This window comes from Mycobacterium sp. IDUB_3 (assembly GCF_055419585.1).
Genome location: NZ_JBVAXZ010000001.1, coordinates 3,078,648 through 3,100,534 on the forward strand (window position 1 = coordinate 3,078,648; position 21,887 = coordinate 3,100,534).

The 21,887-nt window shown below is 66.6% G+C and carries 27 protein-coding genes; 10 read left to right on the forward strand and 17 right to left on the reverse strand.

Features of this window, described 5'->3' with window-relative positions; translation table 11 throughout:
• Positions 1-47: 47 nt before the first annotated feature.
• The 5 genes from ACZYVJ_RS14190 to ACZYVJ_RS14210 all read right to left on the reverse strand — a co-directional run bounded on the left by ACZYVJ_RS14190 (position 48) and on the right by ACZYVJ_RS14210 (position 4,018).
• The gene (locus ACZYVJ_RS14190; protein ID WP_064878596.1) at positions 48-362 is read right to left on the reverse strand and encodes a WXG100 family type VII secretion target; all 315 of its coding nucleotides are present in this window, start codon (positions 360-362) and stop codon (positions 48-50) included.
• Positions 363-459: 97 nt separating this feature from the next.
• Positions 460-1,641, reverse strand: coding sequence for a PPE domain-containing protein (locus ACZYVJ_RS14195; RefSeq protein ID WP_463831582.1), 1,182 nt, complete (start codon positions 1,639-1,641; stop codon positions 460-462).
• Positions 1,642-1,671: 30 nt separating this feature from the next.
• Positions 1,672-1,977: a PE domain-containing protein gene (locus ACZYVJ_RS14200; RefSeq protein WP_463831583.1), complete on the reverse strand. Its 306-nt coding sequence runs from the start codon at positions 1,975-1,977 to the stop codon at positions 1,672-1,674.
• A gap of 248 nt (positions 1,978-2,225) precedes the next feature.
• On the reverse strand, positions 2,226-2,624 hold the full coding sequence (locus ACZYVJ_RS14205; RefSeq protein WP_463831585.1) for a VOC family protein: 399 nt from the start codon (positions 2,622-2,624) through the stop codon (positions 2,226-2,228).
• 65 nt (positions 2,625-2,689) lie between these two features.
• Positions 2,690-4,018: a sensor histidine kinase gene (locus ACZYVJ_RS14210; RefSeq protein WP_463831587.1), complete on the reverse strand. Its 1,329-nt coding sequence runs from the start codon at positions 4,016-4,018 to the stop codon at positions 2,690-2,692.
• Positions 4,019-4,243: 225 nt separating this feature from the next.
• On the opposite strand from ACZYVJ_RS14210, the gene ACZYVJ_RS14215 reads away from it, so the two are divergent.
• From ACZYVJ_RS14215 to ACZYVJ_RS14230, 4 genes are all read left to right on the forward strand, one after another.
• On the forward strand, positions 4,244-4,846 hold the full coding sequence (locus ACZYVJ_RS14215) for a TetR/AcrR family transcriptional regulator (RefSeq protein ID WP_463831588.1): 603 nt from the start codon (positions 4,244-4,246) through the stop codon (positions 4,844-4,846).
• 27 nt (positions 4,847-4,873) lie between these two features.
• Positions 4,874-6,085 carry an acyl-CoA dehydrogenase family protein gene (locus ACZYVJ_RS14220; protein WP_463831590.1) on the forward strand — a complete coding sequence of 404 codons (1,212 nt, stop codon included), beginning with the start codon at positions 4,874-4,876 and terminating at the stop codon, positions 6,083-6,085.
• Between the two features lie 61 nt (positions 6,086-6,146).
• Complete coding sequence (locus ACZYVJ_RS14225) at positions 6,147-6,566, forward strand: DUF6636 domain-containing protein (RefSeq protein ID WP_463831592.1); 420 nt, start codon at positions 6,147-6,149, stop codon at positions 6,564-6,566.
• 30 nt (positions 6,567-6,596) lie between these two features.
• Positions 6,597-7,814, forward strand: a complete 1,218-nt coding sequence (locus tag ACZYVJ_RS14230) for a GNAT family N-acetyltransferase (RefSeq protein WP_463831593.1) — start codon at positions 6,597-6,599, stop codon at positions 7,812-7,814.
• Between the two features lie 37 nt (positions 7,815-7,851).
• On the opposite strand, the gene ACZYVJ_RS14235 is transcribed toward ACZYVJ_RS14230, so the two are convergent.
• Positions 7,852-8,829 (reverse strand): alpha/beta fold hydrolase, encoded by a 978-nt coding sequence (locus ACZYVJ_RS14235; protein WP_463831594.1) that lies wholly within the window; start codon positions 8,827-8,829, stop codon positions 7,852-7,854.
• A 94-nt stretch (positions 8,830-8,923) separates the two neighbouring features.
• Here ACZYVJ_RS14235 and ACZYVJ_RS14240 point away from each other — a divergent pair, with 94 nt between their 5' ends.
• Positions 8,924-9,562 (forward strand): DUF998 domain-containing protein, encoded by a 639-nt coding sequence (locus ACZYVJ_RS14240; RefSeq protein ID WP_463831595.1) that lies wholly within the window; start codon positions 8,924-8,926, stop codon positions 9,560-9,562.
• Here the strand turns inward: ACZYVJ_RS14240 and ACZYVJ_RS14245 are convergent.
• The 4 genes from ACZYVJ_RS14245 to ACZYVJ_RS14260 form a co-directional block, all read right to left on the reverse strand.
• Positions 9,507-10,208: an ABC transporter permease gene (locus ACZYVJ_RS14245; protein WP_463832992.1), complete on the reverse strand. Its 702-nt coding sequence runs from the start codon at positions 10,206-10,208 to the stop codon at positions 9,507-9,509. The two genes, ACZYVJ_RS14240 and ACZYVJ_RS14245, sit on opposite strands and share 56 nt — an antisense overlap.
• Before the next feature lie 71 nt (positions 10,209-10,279).
• Positions 10,280-11,224 (reverse strand): aliphatic sulfonate ABC transporter substrate-binding protein, encoded by a 945-nt coding sequence (locus ACZYVJ_RS14250; protein WP_463831596.1) that lies wholly within the window; start codon positions 11,222-11,224, stop codon positions 10,280-10,282.
• Between the two features lie 20 nt (positions 11,225-11,244).
• Positions 11,245-12,060 (reverse strand): ABC transporter ATP-binding protein, encoded by an 816-nt coding sequence (locus ACZYVJ_RS14255; protein WP_463831597.1) that lies wholly within the window; start codon positions 12,058-12,060, stop codon positions 11,245-11,247.
• Positions 12,061-12,274: 214 nt separating this feature from the next.
• On the reverse strand, positions 12,275-12,556 hold the full coding sequence (locus ACZYVJ_RS14260; protein ID WP_463831598.1) for a hypothetical protein: 282 nt from the start codon (positions 12,554-12,556) through the stop codon (positions 12,275-12,277).
• Between the two features lie 239 nt (positions 12,557-12,795).
• On the opposite strand from ACZYVJ_RS14260, the gene ACZYVJ_RS14265 reads away from it, so the two are divergent.
• Positions 12,796-14,013, forward strand: coding sequence for an MFS transporter (locus ACZYVJ_RS14265; RefSeq protein ID WP_463831599.1), 1,218 nt, complete (start codon positions 12,796-12,798; stop codon positions 14,011-14,013).
• A gap of 23 nt (positions 14,014-14,036) precedes the next feature.
• On the opposite strand, the gene ACZYVJ_RS14270 is transcribed toward ACZYVJ_RS14265, so the two are convergent.
• Both ACZYVJ_RS14270 and ACZYVJ_RS14275 read right to left on the reverse strand, forming a co-directional pair.
• Complete coding sequence (locus ACZYVJ_RS14270) at positions 14,037-15,074, reverse strand: LLM class F420-dependent oxidoreductase (protein ID WP_463831600.1); 1,038 nt, start codon at positions 15,072-15,074, stop codon at positions 14,037-14,039.
• A gap of 11 nt (positions 15,075-15,085) precedes the next feature.
• Entirely contained in the window at positions 15,086-15,508 is a 423-nt protein-coding gene (locus ACZYVJ_RS14275; protein ID WP_463831601.1) for a nuclear transport factor 2 family protein, read from the reverse strand.
• A 120-nt stretch (positions 15,509-15,628) separates the two neighbouring features.
• Here ACZYVJ_RS14275 and ACZYVJ_RS14280 point away from each other — a divergent pair, with 120 nt between their 5' ends.
• Complete coding sequence (locus ACZYVJ_RS14280) at positions 15,629-16,234, forward strand: PadR family transcriptional regulator (RefSeq protein WP_463831602.1); 606 nt, start codon at positions 15,629-15,631, stop codon at positions 16,232-16,234.
• 467 nt (positions 16,235-16,701) lie between these two features.
• Here the strand turns inward: ACZYVJ_RS14280 and ACZYVJ_RS14285 are convergent, their stop codons facing one another.
• On the reverse strand, positions 16,702-17,592 hold the full coding sequence (locus ACZYVJ_RS14285) for an SAM-dependent methyltransferase (protein WP_463831603.1): 891 nt from the start codon (positions 17,590-17,592) through the stop codon (positions 16,702-16,704).
• Between the two features lie 156 nt (positions 17,593-17,748).
• Between ACZYVJ_RS14285 and ACZYVJ_RS14290 the strand changes: the two genes are divergently transcribed.
• Complete coding sequence (locus ACZYVJ_RS14290) at positions 17,749-18,504, forward strand: haloacid dehalogenase type II (RefSeq protein ID WP_463831604.1); 756 nt, start codon at positions 17,749-17,751, stop codon at positions 18,502-18,504.
• Positions 18,505-18,539: 35 nt separating this feature from the next.
• On the opposite strand, the gene ACZYVJ_RS14295 is transcribed toward ACZYVJ_RS14290, so the two are convergent.
• On the reverse strand, positions 18,540-19,259 hold the full coding sequence (locus tag ACZYVJ_RS14295) for an NUDIX hydrolase (RefSeq protein WP_463831605.1): 720 nt from the start codon (positions 19,257-19,259) through the stop codon (positions 18,540-18,542).
• 79 nt (positions 19,260-19,338) lie between these two features.
• On the opposite strand from ACZYVJ_RS14295, the gene ACZYVJ_RS14300 reads away from it, so the two are divergent.
• Both ACZYVJ_RS14300 and ACZYVJ_RS14305 read left to right on the forward strand, forming a co-directional pair.
• Positions 19,339-20,232 (forward strand): SCO6745 family protein, encoded by an 894-nt coding sequence (locus tag ACZYVJ_RS14300; protein ID WP_463831606.1) that lies wholly within the window; start codon positions 19,339-19,341, stop codon positions 20,230-20,232.
• On the forward strand, positions 20,229-20,495 hold the full coding sequence (locus ACZYVJ_RS14305; protein ID WP_064878559.1) for a YdeI/OmpD-associated family protein: 267 nt from the start codon (positions 20,229-20,231) through the stop codon (positions 20,493-20,495). Before ACZYVJ_RS14300 ends, ACZYVJ_RS14305 begins: the two co-directional genes overlap by 4 nt.
• Before the next feature lie 32 nt (positions 20,496-20,527).
• On the opposite strand, the gene ACZYVJ_RS14310 is transcribed toward ACZYVJ_RS14305, so the two are convergent.
• The 3 genes from ACZYVJ_RS14310 to ACZYVJ_RS14320 form a co-directional block, all read right to left on the reverse strand.
• Positions 20,528-20,881, reverse strand: coding sequence for a VOC family protein (locus ACZYVJ_RS14310; RefSeq protein WP_463831607.1), 354 nt, complete (start codon positions 20,879-20,881; stop codon positions 20,528-20,530).
• A 137-nt stretch (positions 20,882-21,018) separates the two neighbouring features.
• The gene (locus ACZYVJ_RS14315; RefSeq protein WP_463831608.1) at positions 21,019-21,435 is read right to left on the reverse strand and encodes a hypothetical protein; all 417 of its coding nucleotides are present in this window, start codon (positions 21,433-21,435) and stop codon (positions 21,019-21,021) included.
• Between the two features lie 193 nt (positions 21,436-21,628).
• Positions 21,629-21,850 carry a hypothetical protein gene (locus ACZYVJ_RS14320; protein ID WP_463831610.1) on the reverse strand — a complete coding sequence of 74 codons (222 nt, stop codon included), beginning with the start codon at positions 21,848-21,850 and terminating at the stop codon, positions 21,629-21,631.
• Positions 21,851-21,887 lie beyond the last annotated feature (37 nt).

Genomic DNA, 21,887 nt, shown 5'->3' on the forward strand with positions numbered 1-21,887 from the left:
AAGTTCCTTTCAAAAGACCATTAATGGAATTGCGGGTGAGTGGGGGGTTAGGAGCCGTGGCCGCCGAATAGCGCGGTGAAGGCGTGCGAAGAATCCGCCTCGTGGCCTTCCATCAGTGCCGCCGCCTTCGTAAGGCCTTCGGCAAGCCGTGTGCCGCCGGTCAAGACTTTATTCAAGTCGTTTTGAACCTCGATGGCCGTCGCGTGCGACGCGGTCACGGCCGAGCCGGACCAGGTGGACGGATTCATCACGTTTTCCTGATTCGCGACGTATCCCTGGCCGATCCCGATCGCGTGCTCCATATTTGCCTGGATAGCGTTAGAAGCGTCGCGAAGCATTTGCGGTGTTACTTTGATTGTCACGGAATTCTCCTTCTCCGGTGGGCCGCCCCCCGTGAGGGCATGAAGCGAAGTGTATGGCGGCTATTTGGACCTGTCGATTCACCTTTCACCAGTGGCTTCACACTCGAGCGTCGACGACCCGCACGGTCGCGGGCTGGTCGGCTTTGTCACGGGAGCCACGGTCGCCTCCCGCCCCGTGCCCCACGGGCATTCCGCCCATCGGGGCACCGCCCATCGTCGTGGTCTGCGGTCGCATGGCCTCGGCGCCTAACGCCCCGGCCGGCCGCAGCCCCACCGGCCGGCCACCGGTGGCGGGCTCGAAGGCGCTGACCGGACGGGTGAAACTGGTTGCGGGCATGCCCGCGCCGCCGAGCGACGCGCCCCCGCCTGCCCCGGCCTCCGCTGCGGAAAGCCCGGTGGTGGCCGAGACCGCCGAGACGGCCGGCGTCGCCCCGCCCATGCCCATGGCGCCCGGATTGGCGAACATGCCCATCAGCGGCTGCATCATCTGCATCGGAGCCTGCATCATCTGCATGGGGGCCTGCATCACCTGCGGGACCGCCCCCATCAGTTGCTGTGCGGGCTGCATGAACGAGCCGGCCTGGCTCATGAAGTCCTGTCCTCCCGAGGCCGCCTGGCCGGCTCCCTGCGTCCCCGCCTGCGCGCCCTGCATGGCGGCGCGCATCCCGTCACCGGCCCCTTCGTCGGCCGCCGACTCGCCGATCGCCGCCGCAGCCTGCGCGGGCGCCGCCGGCGACGCACCCATGGTCGCTATCGGCGGGGGGATCGTCAGGCTTTGCGCCAACGCCGTCAGGATCGTTCCGTAGCTGGCGCCGACCGCGGAGTTGTTCGGCCACATCGACCCGAAGTACTCGAGCTCCAGTGACGTGATGCGTGGCGTCAGCGCGCCGAGGACCAGCGGGTTGATGCCATAATCGGCGGCGGTCTCGGTGCGGTTCCCGATACACTCGGGCGCGGGACGCATTGAGCCATAGGCCATTTGATACGCCGAGACCGCGGTCGAGACCACCGCCGGCTTGACATCGACCCAGCCGGCCAACCCGTGCAGCGACGCGTTCAGTGCGGTCGCGTTTGCCGCCGAGGCCAACGAACCCGAGCCCGTCCAGCTCGCCGACGTCGCGACGGTGTTGATCGTTGAGGCGATGCTGGAGCCGTGATGGGTGGCCGCCAAGGCGGTCCAGGCGGCCTGGTTCGCCAGATGAGTGATGACACCGGCCCCCGCCTTGAGCAGCAGGTCGTTTTCCTCAGGCGTACGCGCAGCCCACCCCGGATCGGCCATGCGTACTTCCCCCTTTTAGGTCGCTAGGTCCTAAGCCCCGATGGCCATCGTCAGGCTTCGCATCAGCTCGGTGACGACGTATGTGCTGGAGGCGATGCTCTGCGTGCCGGCGAACAGGCCTCGCTGGGCGGCGTGCTCGGACACTACGCCCAGGTAGCTACCGCCGCAGGCGTTCAGCGCCGCGGCGAACATGGCCGAGTCGGGGTCGCCGCCCATGGGCAGCACACCCAGCAGGACGGGTGCGGCCGCAGAAGCCGCCGCCTGGGTCTCCGCGCTGATCGCCGACTCGGCGCTCGCCGATGCCAGAACCGTTTCTGGCCCCACTGACACAACCATGATTCCCTCCGAACGCTCAACCCAAATCCACGTGCTTGGGGCCTCAGTGTAATGCGGTTTCGCTGATCTTGTATTCACTACGGTTTCGGTCGCGCTTAAGGCCCGGAATTCAGTTAAGTAAAGCTGGCCCACACGCGAAAGCATTGCATTCCCAGAGGGAGTCGTCGATAACCTCAGTCGCCACTCAAGACCCGACAGTCACAAATGCACCGCGGTTACCTGATGCGCACCGCGTCATGACCGTTTATCTAGTCCCGGTCGTGATGGCATACGGCTTCGAGTTTGATGCCGAACGGGTCGTACCAAAAGGTGGCGTAATAATGGCCGGGATATTGCGGGAAATGGTGCGGGGGGTGGATGACGGTGCCTCCGATCCGGACGACGTGATCGTGCACGGCGCGCACCGACGACCTCCGCCGCACAATGAATGCCAGATGCTGCAGCCCGGCTTGCTGCGACGAGTACTCATGCGGCTCAATCGCCGGATAGAAGAACAAGTAGGTGCCCGGCTTCTTTTCAGCAGGCCGATAGGAAAACTCGTCGTCGGCATGAAAGAACGGCTCAAAGTCGACAAGGGGCATCAGCGCGTCGTAATACCGTTTTGCGGCTGACAAATCGGGCACGTCGATGCCGAGGTGGCCGAGCATGGCTCATTGTCCAATATCGGGCGCGTGGTGCGCACGGCGGTGGGCCCGGCCTCGGCGGCGAGCCGTTACGCCGGGCCACGCCCATCGCCGGCCAGCCGCAACAGCAGCCGGGTGCCGCCGAGCGGGCTGGTCTGCAATGCCGCTGTGCCCCCGTGTAATTCGGCCTGCTGGGCGACCAGCGCCAGGCCTAATCCCGATCCCGACCGTGAGGCCGTCGAACCGCGGGCGAAGCGTTCGAAGACCGTCGCGCGTTCGGATTCCGGGACCCCGGCGCCATCGTCGTCGATCGCGATCTCCACACCCTCACCGGAGCTGCCGACGGTGAGCAGGATCTTGCCGGCGTTGCCGTGCTTGACGGCGTTGGCGATGGCGTTGTCGATGACCAGTCGCAGACCCGTGGGCAGCCCGATCATCAGCACCGTCGGCGAGGGCACCAGCGACACCTCAACGTCGGGGTAGACGCGTAGCGCGTCGTGAGCGGCACGATCCAACAGCTCGGTGATGTCGAACGGGACGAAATCGTCGACTGTGGTCAGTTCGCCCTGGGCCAACCGCTCCAGCGCGGTCAGGGTGGCCTCGATGCGGCTCTGGGTGCGGATGACGTCGCCGATCACCTCGTGGCGCTGCTCGGGCGGCAGGTCCAGGGTGGACAGCACCTCCAGGTTGGTGCGCATCGCGGTCAGCGGCGTGCGCAGCTCGTGGGAGGCGACCGCGGCGAAGTCACGGGCCGACTCGAGCGCGGCCTTGGTGCGCTGCTGCTCCTTGCCGATGCGGGCCAGCATTCCCTCTACCGCTTCGGCGATCTCCACGGCCTCACGGACGCCGCGCACCTGGACCTCGTCGGGACTGGATTGCGCATTGATCGCACGGGCCTGCTGCGCCAGCAAGAGGAACGGATTGACCATGATCAGCGAGATCACCCAGCCCACGACGACGGTGCCACCGATCACGCTGGCGCAGATCAATAGCACCCGCAGGTGCAATTCGTTGATCCGATGCTGGGCCTCGGCCAACGGTGCGGCCAGCGCGATCGAGGCGGGGCCTGCGGTGAAGGTACGGACGCGGTACTGCACCCCGTTGATGGTGGTGTTGGCGTAGCCGTCGGGAAGCTGGGGCAACACGATGCTGCTGGGCACCGACACCGTCACCCCGCCGATGCGCGCGGTCCGCACCAGGTTGCCGTCCGGCGCGGGCCGGTCCGGACTCGTGTGCTCCGCGTTGTTGAGCAGGCTGCTGATGTCGCCCAGGCTGCTGACCGAATCGAGCCGCCGATCGAGCTGGCTGTACTGATCGTTGGTAACGCCCACCCATACCCAGGTGCCCAGTAGGACGACCAGGGTCATCACCGATATGGCGGCGACGATGACGATGGTGCGCAGTGACAGCACACGCATCGGCAGCTGTACACGCGGTAGGACGCGAATGTCAGGCTCCTTCGGACGACCGCCGGTCCTTATCGACCAACCCGAATACAACCCTCACAGCCGTACCGGTCCGGCGCGCACAGGCGCAGTGGCGTTTCGCAAGAATTTAACGCTAGCCGCCGTGCCACCTCCTCCCTCACGTGCCAAAACCGGGACCATTTGGGCTTGACCAGGGTGAGTGAGTACTCTCTCACCATGCTCGCCTCGGCACGCGACCGGCTGCTCTCCGCGGCCCTGCGGCTCTTCGCCGCCAAGGGCTACGCGGCGACGTCGGTGGCCGACATCCAGCGGGAGTCCGGGCTGGCGCCCGGCTCGGGCGCGCTCTACAAGCACTTCGGCTCCAAGCGCGAGCTACTCGAGGCGGCGGTCGCACACCGGATCGACAGCATCGTGGCCGCGCGAGAGCAATACGACGCGGGGCAACCGGGCAGCGTTGAGCGGGCGGTGCGCATCGCCGGGCAGCTGATCTGGAGCAACCTCAAACAGAGCGAGGATCTGCTCAAGGTCATGCTGCGCGAACCCGCCGAGCTCGGGGATCTCGATGAGAAGACGTGGCAGGTGATCACCGACAACGCCTACCAACGCTTCGCCGACGAACTGGCCGCGTCGAATCGGTCCGGCCGCACCAGCATTCCCGATCCCGAAGCGGCCGCGGCCGTCGCGATCGGGTCGCTGTCCTACGCGGCGACGCTGCAAGCGCTGACCGGTCGCCTGCCCGGCAACACCGATGAAGAACGGTACTTCGAGGCATGGGTCAACCAGACGGTCAGCGTCCTCGACCAGTACAGAAACCGTTAATTAGCAACCTATTTCAGGAGCACAGCTGTGACATTCTCCATGCAACTGTCTGACGACGTGATCGAGGTGCGCGATTGGGTGCACAAGTTCGCGGCCGACGTCATCCGTCCGGCCGCGGCCGAATGGGACGAACGCGAGGAAACTCCGTGGCCGGTGATCCAGGAGGCGGCAAAGGTCGGCCTGTACTCCCCCGACTTCTTCGCGCAGCAGGCCGCCGAAGAGACCGGGCTGGGGATGCTGACCGCGTTCGAGGAGATGTTCTGGGGTGACGCCGGCATCGCGCTGTCCATCATGGGGACCGGCCTGGCCGCAGCGGCGTTGGCGGGCAACGGGACTCCCGAACAACTGGGACGCTGGCTTCCCGAGATGTTCGGTACGCCCGACGAACCCAAGCTGGGCGCCTTCTGCTCATCGGAGCCCGACGCGGGTTCTGACGTCGGCGGCATCCGCACCCGGGCGCGCTACGACGAGGCGGCCGGTGAGTGGGTGCTCAACGGCACCAAGACCTGGGCCACCAACGGCGGCATTGCCAACGTGCACATCGTGGTGGCCTCGGTCTATCCGGAGCTCGGTACCCGCGGCCAGGCCAGCTTCGTCATCGGGCCGGACACCAAAGGTCTGGCGCAGGGCCAGAAGTTCAAGAAGCACGGGATCCGCGCGTCGCACACCGCCGAGGTGGTCCTCGACAACGTCCGCCTGGCCGAGGACGCCATCCTCGGCGGCCGGGAGAAATTCGAGGCACGGATCGCCCGGGTCAAGTCGGGTGCCTCCACGGGCGGCCAGGCGGCGATGAAGACGTTCGAGCGCACCCGGCCCACGGTCGGAGCGATGGCCGTCGGCGTCGCACGGGCCGCCTACGAGTACGCGCTCGAATACGCCTGCCAGCGTGAGCAATTCGGCCGCAAAATCGGTGAGTTTCAGGCGGTGGCGTTCAAGCTCGCGGACATGAAGAGCCGTGTCGACGCGGCCCGCCTGCTGGTGTGGCGGGCCGGCTGGATGGCGCGCAACAACCAGAACTTCGACTCGGCCGAGGGTTCGATGGCCAAGCTGGTCGCGAGTGAGGCGGCGGTCTACGTCACCGACGAGGCCATCCAGATCCTGGGCGGCAACGGCTACACCCGCGACTACCCCGTGGAGCGCATGCACCGTGACGCGAAGATCTTCACGATCTTCGAGGGCACCAGCGAGATCCAGCGGTTGGTGATATCGCGGGCGGTGACCGGCCTGCCCATCCGTTAGCAGGGGTGCAAGTCCCCGGCGTCTGATAGCTTCTGCGGCACACCCACCGTTAGGGGCTGATGTGAAGCGTGCGGTCATCGCGGCACTCGGAGTCGTCACCGTCGGCTGTTGGGTGGGGGCGCCCCGGGCGATCGCGGACAACCCGGCCTGCACGGCGTCGGTGTGCGCCTTCCTGTCGCCGTCGCGCAACATCAGTTGCGAGGTCGACTACCAGCGGGATCCCGGCATCCCGGACGAGGCCTATTGCCAGACCCGCGAGCCGCCCGCATCCGTGCGCCTGACCGCGACCGGCGCGGTCACGAACTGCGCGGGTGTTTCGTGTCTGGGCAACGCGGGGATCGGCACGCCGGTCCTGGCCTACGGCCAGAGCGCCGCAGTCGGTCCATTCAGCTGCGCGTCCAAGGCCGACGGTGTTACCTGCACGGTGTCCTCGGGCCATGGGTTCACGATTTCCGACGCGGGGATCACACCCATCGGGTGACCCCGTGCGGCGGCGCGACATGATGACCGGATGACCATCGAGATCCGGGTTCTCGACACCGAGGACGACCTCGTCGCCGCGGCGAGATTGTTTCGCACCGCGATGGTGGGCCTGCCGCCCATCTCGAACCTGCCGCCCGGCCAGATCACCAAGCTGCTCGACCCCGGTCGCACCATCGGCGCATTCATCGACGGAGAACTCGCCGGCACCGCGGACGCCGTGACGAGCAATCTGACCCTTCCCGGCGGGGCCACCGTGAGCCACGCCGCCGTGACACATATCGGGGTGCTGCCGTCGCACACCCGACGGGGCGTCGCAACCGAGCTGATCCGTCACCAGCTCCACGACATCGCCGAGCGCGGTGAGGTGGTCGCGTCGTTGCGGGCGTCGGAGGCCACCATCTATGAGCGATACGGCTACGGGGTGGCGAGTTGCGCCCAGAGCGTGCAGATTACGAGCGCGCGGGCGGCGTTTCGCCCCGAGGTCGGCTCAGGCGGTCCGGTGCGGTTGCTCGACGCCGCCGAGGTCTGGGAGATCTTGCCCCGTGTCTATGACGCCCATCGGCCGTCCCGTCCCGGAACCATCGCGCGCCCGCGGATGTGGTGGGACAGCGCACGGCGTCGCACCGAATCCTCGCCGGGCGCTTGGTATGTCGCTGTTCATGGCGAACCGGGCGCCGAGTCGGGGTTCGCCCGGTACCGGCCCGTCAACACCGAGAATTGGTTCGTCAGCGACCAGCGCGCCATCGTGGTCGAGGATTTCTTCGCACCGACCGCGGACGCCTATCTGGGGTTGCTGCGATTCCTGCTCGGCCTGGATCTCGTTCACCGAGTGATGTTTTGGATGCTACCCATCGACGACGCGCTGCCCTGGCTGTTCGCTGATCGCCGGGCGGCTAAGGTCACCGCGGTACACGACGAAACGTGGCTGAGGGTCATCGATGCGCCGCAGGCGCTGGCGGCACGCTCCTACGTCGGCGGCGGGGTTGTCACCATCGCGGTGAACGACCCACTGCTGCCGAGTAATTCAGCGAGCTTCACGATCACCGGCGACGGCGCCGAACCGACGACCCGCCGCGCCGACGTCCGCGTGGGGATAGAGGGGCTGGGGGCCGCACTGCTCGGCGGCACGCGCTGGCGCAGTCTCGCCGCCGCCGGGCTGGCCCGGGCTGACGATCCAGTCGCGCTCGACGTGGCCGATCAGCTGTTCGCGGTGCCCGAAGCGCCGCACGCCGGAACGTTCTTTTGACGGCGCTGACCCGCGCCGCGTCGCACGCCGTGACGGGTCAGCGGTTCGGCTCCGACCGCTTTATCGCCAGACGCACGCCGGCCACCACCAAATCGGGCTGGTGGATCTGGACGAAGTGGTCGCTGCCGGTCGCGATCAGGTGCGGTGTTTGCGGCCGCAACGCGATGAGATCCAGCGAGGCATCTCGCCACACCTGCTCGAGCTTGGCGCCCTGCTCGGGCGAGACGGTGCCGGGAATCGCGAACGGTTCCGTTCTGGTCAGCACGACGGTGGGAACGGGCGGAAAAGCCGGGGCGGCGTTGACCTGGGCGACACTCTTCTCGATGTCGATCTCCTCGAACGAGGGCGCATTCGCAAACTGAGGCAGCGGCTGGTCCAACGCCTCGCGATAGGTCGGCCAGTCCGCCCCCAGCAGGCCCGGTATTTCGACCGGAAAGGCATCGACGAACGCCAGCGCGCGCACCTGGTCGGGATAGGTCTGGGCATACAGCCGGATGAACAGACCGCCCAGCGAGTGCCCGACCAGGACGTACGGACCAGGAAGATGGGCGGCGGCGAGTAACGCATGCAGATCCTGGACGGCGTCCTGCGCGGTGCGTGGCATCGCGACCGGCGAACTGCGGTCGGTGATGCTGGGCGGATCGGGATAACGCAGGGTGCCGGGCCGGTCGTAGGCGCACACGCGGTGGTCGGCGGCCAGGGCCGGCAGCACGGCCGGGCCCGTCGCCGGCGTGGCGGCATCGGAGTGACTCCACGGATCCGATGAGTTGTGATAGCCGGACTCCAAAATGACTGTGGGTCCGCCCTTTCCGTGGCACTCGAGATACAGGTGCCGGCCGTTGCCAATCTCGATCGGACCCGCGAATACACCGCCCGACGACGGTGCACCGCGATTGGGCGCGCCGCATCCGAGGAGCGCGACCAGCAGCGCGGCGGTCAGCAGGCAGCAACGCACACCCGCGGCCGGGCGCAACGATTGCGCCGCGCTTTTCCCGACGTCCCGCACTGCACGCATCGCGTTATTGTGCGGGTAAGCCGGCCCCACGTGAAAGCATGGCCACCAAATGGAGCATCACAATTTGGCCGGTGCGCGAGGAGCAACCCTTTGGGTGGTGGCCGCCGTGAGCTACCTGGTCCTCGAGGCGGTCGCCGCTGCGGCCTTCGAACCGGCCTACAGCTATGCACGCAACTACATCAGCGATCTCGGGCTTCCCAGCGGCACGCTGGTGCACGGCCATCCGATCTACTCGCCCCGCGCGTACTTGATGCATGCGGCGTTCTGCGTGCAGGGCATCCTGTTCCTTCTCGGGGCATCGGTGATGGTCGGGGCTCCCGACAATCGAAGGACGCGCGTCTTTTTGGGCATCGTCGCAGCGAATGCGGTGGGCAACGTCGTGATCGGGACCGTGCACAGCGGCACGGCGCACGTCGCCGGCGCCGTGCTGGCGATCGTCGGGGGTAACGCCGCCATCTTGACGGGACCCGGGGCCATCGGGCTGCTTGCCGGCCGTCGCCGATATCGCCTGGCATCCAAAGCCATTGGGGGCCTTGGCCTGTTGTGCTTGTCCATGCTGATGATCAATTCGGCGACGACGACGACGTTCCTGCTGCCCGACGGCGCGTGGGAACGCGGGAGCGTGTACTCGATCACCGTCTGGCAGTTGCTCACCGCCGCTTGTCTGCTGACGCGGACTAGCTGCGTCGCCGCGCGATCCGGGTCTCCACAGCGCCCAGGACCCCGTCGGTGAGCTTGCCCAAGCCGGCCAACAGCACGATGGCCAGCAGCATCACGTCGGTGCGGCCGGTGTTTTGACTATCGATGAGCAGGAACCCGAGTCCCTTCGACGACGCGATCAGCTCGGCCGCCACCACGAAAAGCCACGCGTTCGCCAGGCCCAGCCGCAGGCCGTTGACCAGTTCGGGCGCGGCGGCAGGCAGCATCACCGTCGTCAACAGCGAGGCGCCGTGCCGTCCGTAGGCTCGTCCGACCTCGAGCAGGTGGGGGTCGATGTGGGCGAGTGCCGATGCCGTCGTCGTATAGACCGGGAAAAACGCGCCGATGCCCACCAACAGAATCTTCGGCGTCTCGTCGATGCCAAACCATAAGAGCAGCAACGGCACCCACGCCAAAGACGGTACGGTGCGTAACGCCGCGAGGGTCGGCGCCAGCAGCCTGCGCACCGTGACCGACAGCCCGACCAGTGAGCCCAGCGCGAGCGCGACCCCGGCGCCGGCCAAGTAGCCGATCAACACCCGAGAACCACTGGCTTTCAGGTGAATCCACAGTTCGCCGTGCCGAAGCAGGCCGCCCAGTGCCGACACCACGTCGCCGGGAGGCGGTAACTGGCTGGGGGCGAAAAACCCGGTAACCGCCGTGCCAAGCTGCCAGATCACCAGCAGCAGTAGCGGGACGATCAACCCGACCAGCACGAGCGGTAACTTGGCCAGCCGCCCGGGCTTCGGCGTCAGTGTGCTTGCTGAGCGTACTTCGGCTCGAACAGTGCGCTCAGTGCGCTGCGGCCGGCGTCGTCGGATTTGATATCGCCGTCCGCCACGGCCAGCGGCACGACCCTGGTCAGCACCGCGCGCAGCGAATCGTCCGGCACCGGCGAGATGTCCAATGCCGTTCGGCCCAACTCCTCTTGCGCCACGCTCGGCGCTACCTTCGCCTGCGAGGCCAGCAATGCCGCCAGCTCGGCCGGGTGCTTCGTTGCCCACTTCCGGGCCTCCTCGTAGGTATTGACCACCGACTGGACGGAATCGGGATGGGCGGTGATGAAGTCCTCGCGCACGTTCAACACACCGCCGGAATTGAAGTCGGGGTTGCGATAAATGATGCGGGAGCCCTGTTGCTGAATCGTCTCCGCCATGAACGGGTCCAACCCGGACCACGCGTCGACATCGCCGCGCTCCAGGGCGGTTTTGCCGTCGGAATGCTGCAAATTGACGATCTCGACGTCAGTGGGCGAAAGCCCGGCTGTCGCAAGCGATTGCAACAGGAAGAAGTAGGGGTCGGTCCCCTTGGTGACCGCGACCTTTTTACCCCTCAGGTCAGCCACGGAGTTGATGGGTGAGTTCTTGGCGACAACCAACGCCGTCCACTCACCTTTGGCGTATACGTCGACGGTCTTGATCGGTGTGCCGTTGGCCCGCGCCAATAAGGCGGGGGAACCGCCGGTGGAGCCGAAGTCCAGCGCCTTTGACCGTAATCCCTCGTTGGCTTTGTTACTGCCCTGCGATAGCAGCCAAGTGACGTTGTAGCCCTGCTTTTCGAGCAGGTGCTGATCGCGTATGACCAGGCTCAGCGGGTTGTAATAGGCGTAATCCAGGTGGAGGTCTTTCGCCGTCGCCGTGCCGTTGCTCGAACCGCAGGCAGACGCCGCGGAAACCACTGCGGCTGTCATCGCCATTGTCCTCAGATATCGCCGTTTCACGACGTTTTCGCCTCCTCATCGATCTCGGACGACACGGTGGCACCACTGCGTCGGGGGACCCCGAGTTCGTCCAATAGCTGATCGCGCAGTGCGGTGATACGCGGGTCACCGCGGTCGCGTGGCTTGGGAATCGGGACGTCGAATTCCGCGACGATGCCGGCGCCGCCGTTCGCATAGGCGCGCAGGAGCAGCACCCGGTCGGCGAGAATAACCGCCTCGTCCACGTCGTGCGTCACCAGCAACGTCGTGGTGCCGGCCTCTTGCTGCACCGTGTCGAGCAGGTCCTGCATGCGCAGGCGGGTCAACGCATCGAGGGCTGCCAGCGGCTCGTCGAGTAGCAGAACGCTGGGGCGCCGGGCCAGGGCCCGGGCCAGGCCCGCGCGTTGCGCCATACCGCCGGACACTTGCCGCGGATAGTGATCGCGGAATTTGGTCAAGCCGACAACATCCAGCCAGTGCTGCACTGCCGCAAAGCCTTTCGAGCGCCCGGTGCCCGGTGTCAAGCCGAATTCGACGTTGGCCGACAACGACCGCCACGGCAACAGGCGGGGTTCCTGGAACACCACGGCGCAGCGCGGGTCGATCCCCCGGACGGATTCGCCATCGATCTCGATCCGCCCACCGGTGGGCAGGTCCAAGCCGGCGATCAGTCGCAGCAGCGTCGATTTGCCGCTGCCCGACGACCCGAGCAACGCGACAACCTCGCCGGGCTCGATCTCGACGTCGACATCGCGCAGCACGGTATGCGTCCCGAAGGTGCGGTTGACGCCACGAAGCGATACACGCGCCGGCGCGAGACTCGTCGATATCACCCGCGCAGCCTAGGAAGCTCCCGATCGGGCCGGAAGGTTTCAGGTGCTCATGATTTCAATGGCGGCCCTGATCCGCCCCGATGACCTCGGCCCAACTGTCGATTCGCAGGCCGGGTCGCACACTGGTGACCACCGTCACGGCGTACGCCGCGAATTTCGGTTGTGTCGTTCGTGAATGCCTACGGCCGGTTCCCGGTCGCGCGCCTTGCAGCGGTCAGCCGTGCGGCGCCTCAGAGATCTTGGTGTCGGGCTTGCCGAGGGTCTGGCAGTAGGTCATCACCGAGAGCCGCGTTGCGGAAATCTCCACATTGGTCGGGTCGGCGCCGCTCTTGTCTTTGAGCATCTTGCTGACTTCGTCGTTCTGCTTCTTCTCGTCCTGCGTGGTGAAATCTTTGCACTTCGTGTCGCCGCCGGTGTTGATGACCTGTGAGGCCGAACACGCGCTGGACAGCAAGACGGAGATCGCGATCGTGGCTGCCGCAATGTACTTCATCATTTGCCTTCCTGGGTGCAAGTAGTGGTATCAGTACACCAAATCGCCTGATTTCAAACCCCGAAGAGGAATCAGAAGCGGGATCGGCCGTGTTTGCAGGCGCGCGTTGAACGGTGAAATTCAGATGACGTCGCGGTGCCTCAGGCGGTGTGATCGCGTCCAGCGGGAATAACTGCCCAGGTGACATCGCGTTCTACCATCGTCGGTCGGCTGTGCACTTTGGGTTCGAGAGGGGGAGAACCGTGATCTCGTCGAATGTGCGCACCGACCAACGTGACAGTGCCCGGTCGAGGCGCGAGGCGGCGGGGTCCCAGGTGTTGTTTGTCAGCGTTTTGGCGCTGCTGCTTGCCACTGGCTGGGTCGCCAACCACTTCGTCGGGTTGATGCCGGTGATCAGCGACACCGAGCACCTCAGCACGGCCACGCTCGACGGGATCTTCGGCATTTACGCGCTGGGTCTGCTGCCTGGATTGCTCGTCGGCGGACGCGCGTCCGACGCGCTCGGGCGCCGGCCGGTGGCGCTGGCGGGTTCGTCGGCCGCCTCGCTGGGGACGGCGCTGATGCTGTTGTCCCAGCACACCGACGCGCTGCTGGTGGGTCGCCTGATCGTCGGAGTCGGTGTGGGCCTGGCCATCAGCTCGTGCACCGCATGGGCCTCGGATCTGAGAGGCCCTGCGGGTGCCGCGACTGCCGGAGCGGTGCTGACGGCCGGCTTTGCCCTCGGGCCCTTCGCTGGGGGGTTCATCGTGTGGGCCGGACGATCCGGCATCCGGGTGTCGTTCGGTGTCGCCGCCGCCATTGTCGTGCTGGCGGCATTGGCCGTCGCCGGCGCGACCCGGCGCACCGACGTGACCGGGATGACGACTCACCACGACTCGGAACGGGCGGCACCGGCGGTCAACGGATTCAGCAGGGCCTTGAGTTGGGCGATGCCGCTCGCCCCGTGGGTATATGCCTCGGCGACACTGGGATTCGTCACCATCCCCACTCGGTTGCACACCGCGCTCGCGGCTCCGATGGCGGCTGGCACCGCCACCCTGATCGTCAACGGTGTCAGCGGCGTCGTTCAAATACTGGCCCGCGTGCTGCGGTGGGGTCCGCAGGCCGGTACGGCGGGTGCGGTGCTGGCCGCGCTCGGCTACGCGACCGCCGCGATCGCGCCTCCCACGCTGACCCCGGCGCTGGGCCTGCCGCTATTGCTTGTCCTCGGCTGCGCATCGGGTCTGTGCTTGCGCGAAGGGCTGATCGACCTGGAGGCCGCCGCGCCGCCGCGCCTCCGCGGCGCACTCACCGGAGTCTTCTACGTCGTCACGTACGTCGGCTTCGCGCTGCCGCTGGTCCTGGCCACCGTCGGGTCCGCGACCTCGGTGGTGATCCTGTCGGTGATGGCGGTGCTGGCCTCGGTGACGGCGGTCGCCAGAGCGGTGCGGTTACGACGGGACAGTCACCGGCAGGACTGATCGGCCGGGCTCGGCGGTGGCGATCAAACCAATTGGCGCAGCGTCTCGATCAGCTTGATCCGCTCAGCCGTCGTGGATGCGATGGGCGCCACGTTGAGGGTGGTCACCCCCGCCTCACGGAACGCCGCCAGGCGTTCCTTGACGAATTCGCGGGTACCGATCAGGTTGACGTCTCGCACCAGATCGTCGGGCACGACCTTGGCGGCGCCGTCTTTGTCGCCGGCCAGGTAGAGCTCTTGAATCCGGTCCGCTTCGGGGCCGTAACCGTATTTCGTGGCCAGGGCGTGGTAGAAATTCTTCCCCTTGGCGCCCATCCCACCGATGTACAGCGCCAGGTGCGGTTTGACGAATTCCCTTAGCGGCTCGACGTTTTCACCGATCGCCAGCACAGGGCCGGCGTAGATGTCGAGCTCACCCAGGTCGGGGTCCCGCTTGGCCCTGCCGGCGGCCAGAGCATCCCCCCACACGTCCTGCGCCTTTTCCGGCAGATAGAAGATCGGCTGCCAGCCCTCGGCGATCTCGGCCGCCAGTTCGACATTCTTGGGCCCCAGCGCGGCTACCAGTACCGGAATGCGCTCGCGGACGGGCTGATTGATCAGCTTGAGCGGCTTACCGAGCCCGGTGCCCTGATCGGCGGGCAGCGGGATCGTGTAGTGCTTGCCCTGGTGTTGCACGGTCTCGCGCCGCCATACCTGGCGGCAGATGTCGATGACCTCACGGGTCCGGCCGATCGGGGCATCGTAGGGAACGCCATGGAAGCCCTCGATGACCTGAGGGCCGGAGGCGCCCAGGCCGAGGGTGAACCGGCCGTCGGAGACGTAGTCCAGGCCGGCCGCGGTCATCGCGGTGAGGGTGGGGGTTCGGGTGTAGAGCTGGAGGATGCCCGAGGCCAACCCGACGCGTTCGGTGCTCGCGGCCAGGTAGCCCAGCGCGCTCACCGCGTCGAACGAATACGCCTCGGGGACAAAGACAATGTCCAGTCCGGCGCGTTCCAGGTCGGCCACTTCGGCGGCCACGTCCTTGAACCCGCCCGCATAGTTGATGCTCAGTCCAATCCGCATGGTCATTACTTCTACGCGGTAGCGGATTGATTGGCCAATTCGAGCGCCTCCTGTTGGATGCGATCAAACTGGGCACCCATCGCCTTGGACAGCGCCGTCGCGCCCGACAGGGGCCGCACCATCACCATGAAGTCGTCGATGAGACCGTCGCCGTCGAAGTGCAGGAAGTCACAGCCGGTGATCTTCACCCCCGGTACCCCGGCGATCCCGGTCTCGAACACGAAGGCGTGGTCGCGACCGCTGGGGTCGTGGATCTCGCGAATGTAGTGGAAGTCCTCGAAGATTCGTAATACGCCGCGCAGGATCGCGGCGGTGATCGGCTTGCCGGCGTAAGGCTTGAACGCCACCGGGCTGGTGAAGACCACGGTGTCGGCAAGCAACGCCTGGATGCCCTTCTCGTCGCGTTCTTCGACGGCTTTGCGGAACGGGTGCATCAGCGACCTCGCATAGTCAACTAGTTGAGTAGGTGGGATCGACGCTAGGGCGCCCGTCACCGGAAGTCCAGAGTGTGGTTAGTCACTTTGTTGATTAGTCGCATGTTGTAGCATCGAGCGATGTCGCTGCGTGACGCGGTGTTGGCCGCCCTCCTCGAGGGCGAATCGTCCGGATACGACCTCGCCAAAGACTTCGACGCCTCGGTCGCCAACTTCTGGCCGGCAACCCCGCAGCAGCTGTATCGCGAGCTCGACCGGCTCGCCGAGCAGGGTCTCATCCAGGCCCGGGTCGTGCAGCAAGAACGCCGGCCCAACAAGCGGATGTTTTCGTTGACTGAGGCCGGCCGTGACGCGATCCGGCAGTTCACGGCGAAGGCGCCGAAGCCGTCGGTCATCCGTGATGAGCTCTTGGTCAAGGTCCAGGCCGCGGACGCCGGAGACATCGACGCGGTCCGCGAATTCATTCGCGAACGACGGGAATGGGCGAGCGCCAAAGTGCAACGCTACGAACGGTTGCGGACGCGGATGCTGGACGGGCGTAGCGAAGAGGAATACCTCGCCGATGCCGAACGAGTCGGCCCGTATCTCACGTTGATGCGCGGAATCTCGTTCGAAGAGGAGAACATTCGATGGGCCGAACGCGCGTTGAGCGTTGTCGAAGGTCGAATGTCGGCCGGCGCTGCGCGCACCGCGCGGTCACGGCGCCGGGCCGCTATCCGCCGGTGAGTTCGCACCAGCACCGGAAATCCCGGCGGGTAGGGCGTCACGTAGGTCGCCGACACGACGTCGACGCCCGCATCCAGTTTTCCACGACCTGCTCACCGGTGAGGTATTCGCAGTTGGTGTCGTCGTACGAGAGCTAGAACCCGCGGCGCACGTCTCCTTCCGGCGTCGGTTCGGTTCCGCTGTGACCGCGGAACGCGCTCGCCCATTTGTCCTTGAGCTCTCCGGTAGTGGTCGGGCGGGTCAGCCGGTCAGCGGCCTCCGCCAGCTGGCACCACGAGTCAATACGGACCTGCTAGAGACTGTTGTAAGCACGCAAGTGTTCTGTCATGGCGGCCCTTTCCCGAGGCGCCGAGGCACGTCCGTCCCGATGCGTTGGTCAAGGTTCGCGGAGCCAGTCCGCCCCGTGGTGACCAACGGACGAACAACGAGCGTCCGTCACGTGACAGCCGCAGAGAACCGTTCGTCGGTCAGCCTTCGCGGACCGCGGTGAAGAATTTGGTGCGCATCAACCGGTCGAAGACCACCGGCAGCTCCTGGAAGGGCCGTCCATAGTCGGTGGCGGCCTTGTCGGCCAAGTCGGCGCCGGTGACCTGCCAACCACGCTGGGCCAGAAAGTCTTTGCTGTCCGTTCGCGGATCGTCGTACCACAGGTTGGCGACCGGCGGCTGGCCGGTGTCCTGGCTGATGGTGGGGACGTTGTCGGCGAATTCCTGCACTTCACCGGGCGCCGGTCCGAGCTCGGCGGCCAGGTGGCTACCAACAGCCGACAACTCGTGCAACTTGTCGAACAGCGCATCTTGGGCCGCCCCAGGCAGATACGGCAGCAAGCCCTCGAGCGCCCATGCCGTCGGCTGGCCGGGGTCGAATCCCGCCGCAATCAGCTCGCCCGCCCAGTCGTCGCGTAAGTCGGTGGCGACGGTGACGCGTCGCGTCGACGGTATGGCACCCTGTCGCTCGAGGACCCGCTGCTTGAATTCGAGCACTCGCGGTTGGTCGACTTCGAAGATCGTATGCCCGGCGGGCCATTCCAGCCGGTACGCCCGAGAATCCAATCCCGCCGCCAAGATCACCGCCTGAGGCGGTCCGGATCGACTGGCGTCAGCGAAGAAGTCATCGAAGAAACGCGTCCGCACCCCTACCCACTGCGCGTTGAATGCCGCGGCGCTGCTCATGTCCACGTTGTCAACTGCCGCAATCAGATTGGGCTCACCGGCAGCGACGACGAAGGCCGCGGCGAAGGCATCGTTCGCCAGGGGCGGATGCAGCGCGGCGTCGAGGGCACGCGCCGCGCAGACGGCCAACGCGGTGAAGCCGACGCTCGTCACGATATCCCAGGTGTCGCCTGCACTTCGGGCCACAACAGCCTCCCATCGAGTCATCAATCAAGCCGCCGAACTTTTGTTCGCAGAACTAACGATATGGTACGCCGCGCCCCGGCGCCACGATGCCTTAGCGGTGGGCGATTACGCGTCGCCGCCCGACCGCGTCGCCGACCGCGGCGCTAGCCTGTGGAAATGACCGATTACCGCTCGCCCTCGACCGGCCGCGCGGTGCGCGCCGTGCTGTTCGACACCTTCGGAACGGTCGTCGACTGGCATTCCGGGATCGCAGCCTCGATCGGGCATTTCGCGCAGCGCCACCAGCTCAGCCTCGACCCCGCCGCGTTTGCGCTGGAGTGGCGCGGCCGCTACCTCCCGTCGATGGCCGAAATCCGCTCGGGCCGTAGGGATTTCGTGCCGCTCGATGTCCTGCATCGGGAGAACCTGCTCGCATCGTTCGAGAAGTTCGGCTTCGACGCCGAGGCGCTGCCCGGCGGGGAGGTGGACGACCTGGCCCGGTCATGGCGCTGGCTGCCACCGTGGCCGGACAGCGTCGACGGCATCGAGGCCATGAAGCGGCACGTCATCGTCGGGCCGCTGTCCAACGGCAACACCGGACTGCTTGTCGACATGGCGAAGTACGCCGGCCTGCCGTGGGACGTGGTCCTCGGTTCCGATGTCAGCAAAGCCTTCAAGCCCGACCCGCGTGCGTACCAGACGCCCGCGCAGTTGCTGGGTCTGGAACCCGGTGAAGTGATGCTGGTGGCGGCACACCCCTCCGACCTCGAGGCGGCCCAGACCAGCGGCTTGGCCACCGGTTTCGTCGCGCGGCCAGAGGAATACGGGCCGAGCCGCCCCGTCGACCCCACACCCTCGGGCGCCTGGGACGTCTCGGGCACATCCCTGACCGAATTGGCGACTTCGCTGTTCGGGGCGCCGGGCCAACGCTGACGTCGGCTGCGCCGGTAGGAGGCGTTGCGCGATAGCTACTTCCAGGCGAAGACCGGTTGTTCCAACTCATCGACCGGGTCGGCTCGCCCTTCCAGACCCAGCCAACGCAATTGCAGCAGCACAGCGCCGGTCGGGGCGTGGATGAGGTCATTGCCCAGCGGGATCTGCACGACCGGCCGCGGGCTCTCCGGGATGGTGATGAATCGCGGCGAGTCGTCGCGTTGGAGTTGGTGCAGCCCCACCCGGTACGCGGCCACGACTTCGTCGGGCGCGGGTCGAAGCTCGAGCCGCCCCCCTCCCCAGACGACCACCGGGGTGATTACATACCCGGACCGGGTGGGGTAGTCGTCAAGCAACCCCAGCACAGTCGAATCGGACAGCTCGACGCCGACCTCCTCATGCAGTTCCCGCAGCGCCGCGTCGACCGCCGTCTCACCCGGATCGAGGCGGCCGCCGGGCAGTGCCCACTGCGCCGCATGCGCGCTGAGTCGAGATGTCCTGCGGCACAACAAAAAAGCCGCACCGCCCGACACGTCGACCATGCGGCCGTCCAAATGGGCGGCGGGCGGCGGGCGCCCGGCGTTCCACTCGTCTACCGACACCGGATCGACCCGGTCCTCCCCCACCTCCGAATCCACCAGTGCCAGCGCGACGGCCGCGTGCCGCTTGGTCGGGTCGGTTACCGCGCGGCGGTGGTGGCCGGCCAGGTTGTTCCGAATCCGCTCACGCAAACGCTGGTCATACGGGATGGTCACTGCTCGAGCCTAGGCTGAGGGCTTTTCGGGCAGCGGGTCCGTACTTGGTCGCGGCCGGCGCCAGTGGTTAACTGCGAGAATGCGACGACAACCGGCCCTGGCCCGACGCTTCTTCGATCGCTATGAACCGGTGCACGCGGTGACGTATTTCGCGCCTGAGGCGCGGGCGGCGCTGGACGCGCTGGGCTACCGGGGTTTCTGGATGGGCTATTTCGCCGCCCGCTCGGCACCGCTGGGCGCGGCGCCCCGCGAGGTGGTCAGCGCGATCTTCTACAACTTCGCACCCGAGCGGGTTGCCAAGGCGCTGCCTGCGGCATGGGAGATCGCGGGTCCGCAGGCCGCGTTGCAGGCCCGGCAAGAGTCCGCGGTGGCGGCGCTACGACGCTATGGCCTGGACGCGGACGAAAACATCCGCGTCGCAGCCGAACTGGCGGGCCGGGCGGCGCGTCATGCTCCGCTCGATGCGCGTCCGCTGTTCGCCGCGAACCTGGCGCTGCCCTGGCCGGACGACCCGCTGTCCGCGCTGTGGCAGGCCACGACGCTGCTGCGCGAGCAGCGCGGCGATGCGCACGTGGCGGTGCTGGCCGCGGCTGGCATCTCCGGTCGCGAATCCAACGTCTTACATGCCGCGGCGGGCAAGGTCTCTCGCGACTACATCGCCCGGACCCGTGATTATGACGAGACATCCTGGCGTCAACACGAACAACGGCTCGCCGCGCGCGGGCTGCTCGACGACAACGGAACACTGACCGCGGCCGGACGTGAACTGAAGAACCATATCGAATTGACGACCGACACACTGGCCCTGTCCGCCCTCGACGCGCTCAGCGACGACGAGGTGGAGACGCTGTTCGGTGCGCTCACCCCGATCACCCGCGCCGTGGTCGCAGGCGGCGATGTCCCCTCTCTCACCCCGATGACATTGCGCCGCGACGAATTACACGATGCCAGCGCGCATCTGATCGGCCAATGAGCGGCCAGCGCGTGCCCGGCGGCGTGGTGCACAAGTTGCCTGCCGACCTGCGCGAGTCGCTGATCGGCAACGCCACCGCGCTCGCCGCCTGGCGCGACATCACGCCGCTGGCCCGAAACGAGTTCATCTGCTGGGTCGAGGATGCCAAGCAGCCGGCGACCCGGGAACGCCGCATCCGCCGGACCCAGGAGGAGCTGGAAGAGGGCAAGCGCCGGCCTTGCTGCTGGCCGGGCTGCAAACACCGCGAGCGCACCGGAAAGTAAACGCGCACCGGCACTCTCGCAATACGCGGCTGCTATCGGTCCAATGGCTTGTAGAACACCAAGCCGTTGCCCTTGTTGTCATAGATCACGGCGCGTCGTTCATGGGCATCGTCATAGGGACCCTTCACGATGGCGCCGCCGCTGGCCTCGACGGCCTTCGCGGCCGCATCGACATCCGCGGTCTTGATGCCGACCACGACCTGTCCGGGGATGGGGTGGTCGACCGCGGTCGCCAGCGCCAGCGTGACCGGCCCCGCGTCGAGGGCCGCGAAGTGGGCGCCATCGCGAAACTTCAGTGGCATGCCCAAGGTCTCGCTGTAAAACCGGATCGACTCGTCCAGGTCGTCGGTCGACAAGATGATCATCTTTGCTTCGTGCTTGCCCATAACGCCTCCTGTGTCCGGATCGCTACCAGACTAGGCCGAACTCACATCTCCGCGGCGAGCGATGCCCGGTTGACGCAGGCGGCTGCGGGAAACGCGGGTTCGGAAATTCAACCTCAGGCCGCGCCGGTTGGGACTTCCTAGCCGTCAAGGTAATCCATCGGCGGGCCCTCACCGTGCCCGGCACCGCGGCAGGCCACCGCGGTGGCCAATGCCGTACCGCCCTCGATCGTCCCGACCACAACGACCTTGTCATTGATCGTGAAATGCGGTGCGGCGGTGACGCGTTGACGCGTGCCATGAGTGACGACGGTGGTGTTCGGGGTGAAGCGGTAGGTCTGGATGCGCCCGTCCGCGCCGCGCATGGTCACCGAGTCTGCCGACACGGCCACCACGGTGCCCTCCTGGCTCACCGGCTGCGAGATGGCCGGCGGCTCGAGATTGGCAGCGACACTGCGCTTCTCGTGCTGGGCTCCGTTGAGCACCAACGCTGTCACGCACGCGGCACACAACAGCGAAGCGGAGATGATGTCGCACACCTTCGCAACGCCCGACATGCCGCGTCGCCGACCGTGATCGGTCGAAGTCGGCCTTTGCTCCGGTGACTCCGGCATGCGGTGTTTGGCGCTCACGGTCGGTCCTTCCAGCGGCGTTGCACCGAAGAAACCGGTACCCACCGAATCAGGTTGTTGCCGTGGAGTTACCCGCGGATCTGGGGCGGTAAACCCAGACCTGTCGTGACTGCCTTTGTCAAGGAGCGATCGAATATCGCGGCGCAGGTCCCGCGGGCGCGGCCAGCAGGGCACCGAGGTCGTCGAGGGATCCGGAGTGCGCGACCAACTCGTGCCACGGGAAGCGCTCGCGCGTTCGGTGCAAGAAAGTCAGTGACGCTGCCAGGTGCCGCGGTTCGTAATTATCTACGCCGAGAATGGACAGTTGGCGGCGCACCACCGACTCGGCGTCGACCGCCACAGCGGCATTCGGTGCGACGGAGCGACGACCTTCGCGT

What these genes read in the sequence shown, in the direction of transcription:
- ACZYVJ_RS14195 (WP_463831582.1), bottom strand. Translation starts at nt 1,641, where the DNA reads ATGGCCGATCCGGGGTGGGCTGCGCGTACGCCTGAGGAAAACGACCTG.
- ACZYVJ_RS14200 (WP_463831583.1), bottom strand. Translation starts at nt 1,977, where the DNA reads ATGGTTGTGTCAGTGGGGCCAGAAACGGTTCTGGCATCGGCGAGCGCC.
- ACZYVJ_RS14205 (WP_463831585.1), bottom strand. Translation starts at nt 2,624, where the DNA reads ATGCTCGGCCACCTCGGCATCGACGTGCCCGATTTGTCAGCCGCAAAA.
- ACZYVJ_RS14210 (WP_463831587.1), bottom strand. Translation starts at nt 4,018, where the DNA reads ATGCGTGTGCTGTCACTGCGCACCATCGTCATCGTCGCCGCCATATCG.
- ACZYVJ_RS14215 (WP_463831588.1), top strand. Translation starts at nt 4,244, where the DNA reads ATGCTCGCCTCGGCACGCGACCGGCTGCTCTCCGCGGCCCTGCGGCTC.
- ACZYVJ_RS14230 (WP_463831593.1), top strand. Translation starts at nt 6,597, where the DNA reads ATGACCATCGAGATCCGGGTTCTCGACACCGAGGACGACCTCGTCGCC.
- ACZYVJ_RS14235 (WP_463831594.1), bottom strand. Translation starts at nt 8,829, where the DNA reads ATGCGTGCAGTGCGGGACGTCGGGAAAAGCGCGGCGCAATCGTTGCGC.
- ACZYVJ_RS14250 (WP_463831596.1), bottom strand. Translation starts at nt 11,224, where the DNA reads ATGGCGATGACAGCCGCAGTGGTTTCCGCGGCGTCTGCCTGCGGTTCG.
- ACZYVJ_RS14260 (WP_463831598.1), bottom strand. Translation starts at nt 12,556, where the DNA reads ATGATGAAGTACATTGCGGCAGCCACGATCGCGATCTCCGTCTTGCTG.
- ACZYVJ_RS14270 (WP_463831600.1), bottom strand. Translation starts at nt 15,074, where the DNA reads ATGCGGATTGGACTGAGCATCAACTATGCGGGCGGGTTCAAGGACGTG.
- ACZYVJ_RS14275 (WP_463831601.1), bottom strand. Translation starts at nt 15,508, where the DNA reads ATGCACCCGTTCCGCAAAGCCGTCGAAGAACGCGACGAGAAGGGCATC.
- ACZYVJ_RS14280 (WP_463831602.1), top strand. Translation starts at nt 15,629, where the DNA reads ATGTCGCTGCGTGACGCGGTGTTGGCCGCCCTCCTCGAGGGCGAATCG.
- ACZYVJ_RS14290 (WP_463831604.1), top strand. Translation starts at nt 17,749, where the DNA reads ATGACCGATTACCGCTCGCCCTCGACCGGCCGCGCGGTGCGCGCCGTG.
- ACZYVJ_RS14300 (WP_463831606.1), top strand. Translation starts at nt 19,339, where the DNA reads ATGCGACGACAACCGGCCCTGGCCCGACGCTTCTTCGATCGCTATGAA.
- ACZYVJ_RS14305 (WP_064878559.1), top strand. Translation starts at nt 20,229, where the DNA reads ATGAGCGGCCAGCGCGTGCCCGGCGGCGTGGTGCACAAGTTGCCTGCC.
- ACZYVJ_RS14310 (WP_463831607.1), bottom strand. Translation starts at nt 20,881, where the DNA reads ATGGGCAAGCACGAAGCAAAGATGATCATCTTGTCGACCGACGACCTG.
- ACZYVJ_RS14315 (WP_463831608.1), bottom strand. Translation starts at nt 21,435, where the DNA reads ATGTCGGGCGTTGCGAAGGTGTGCGACATCATCTCCGCTTCGCTGTTG.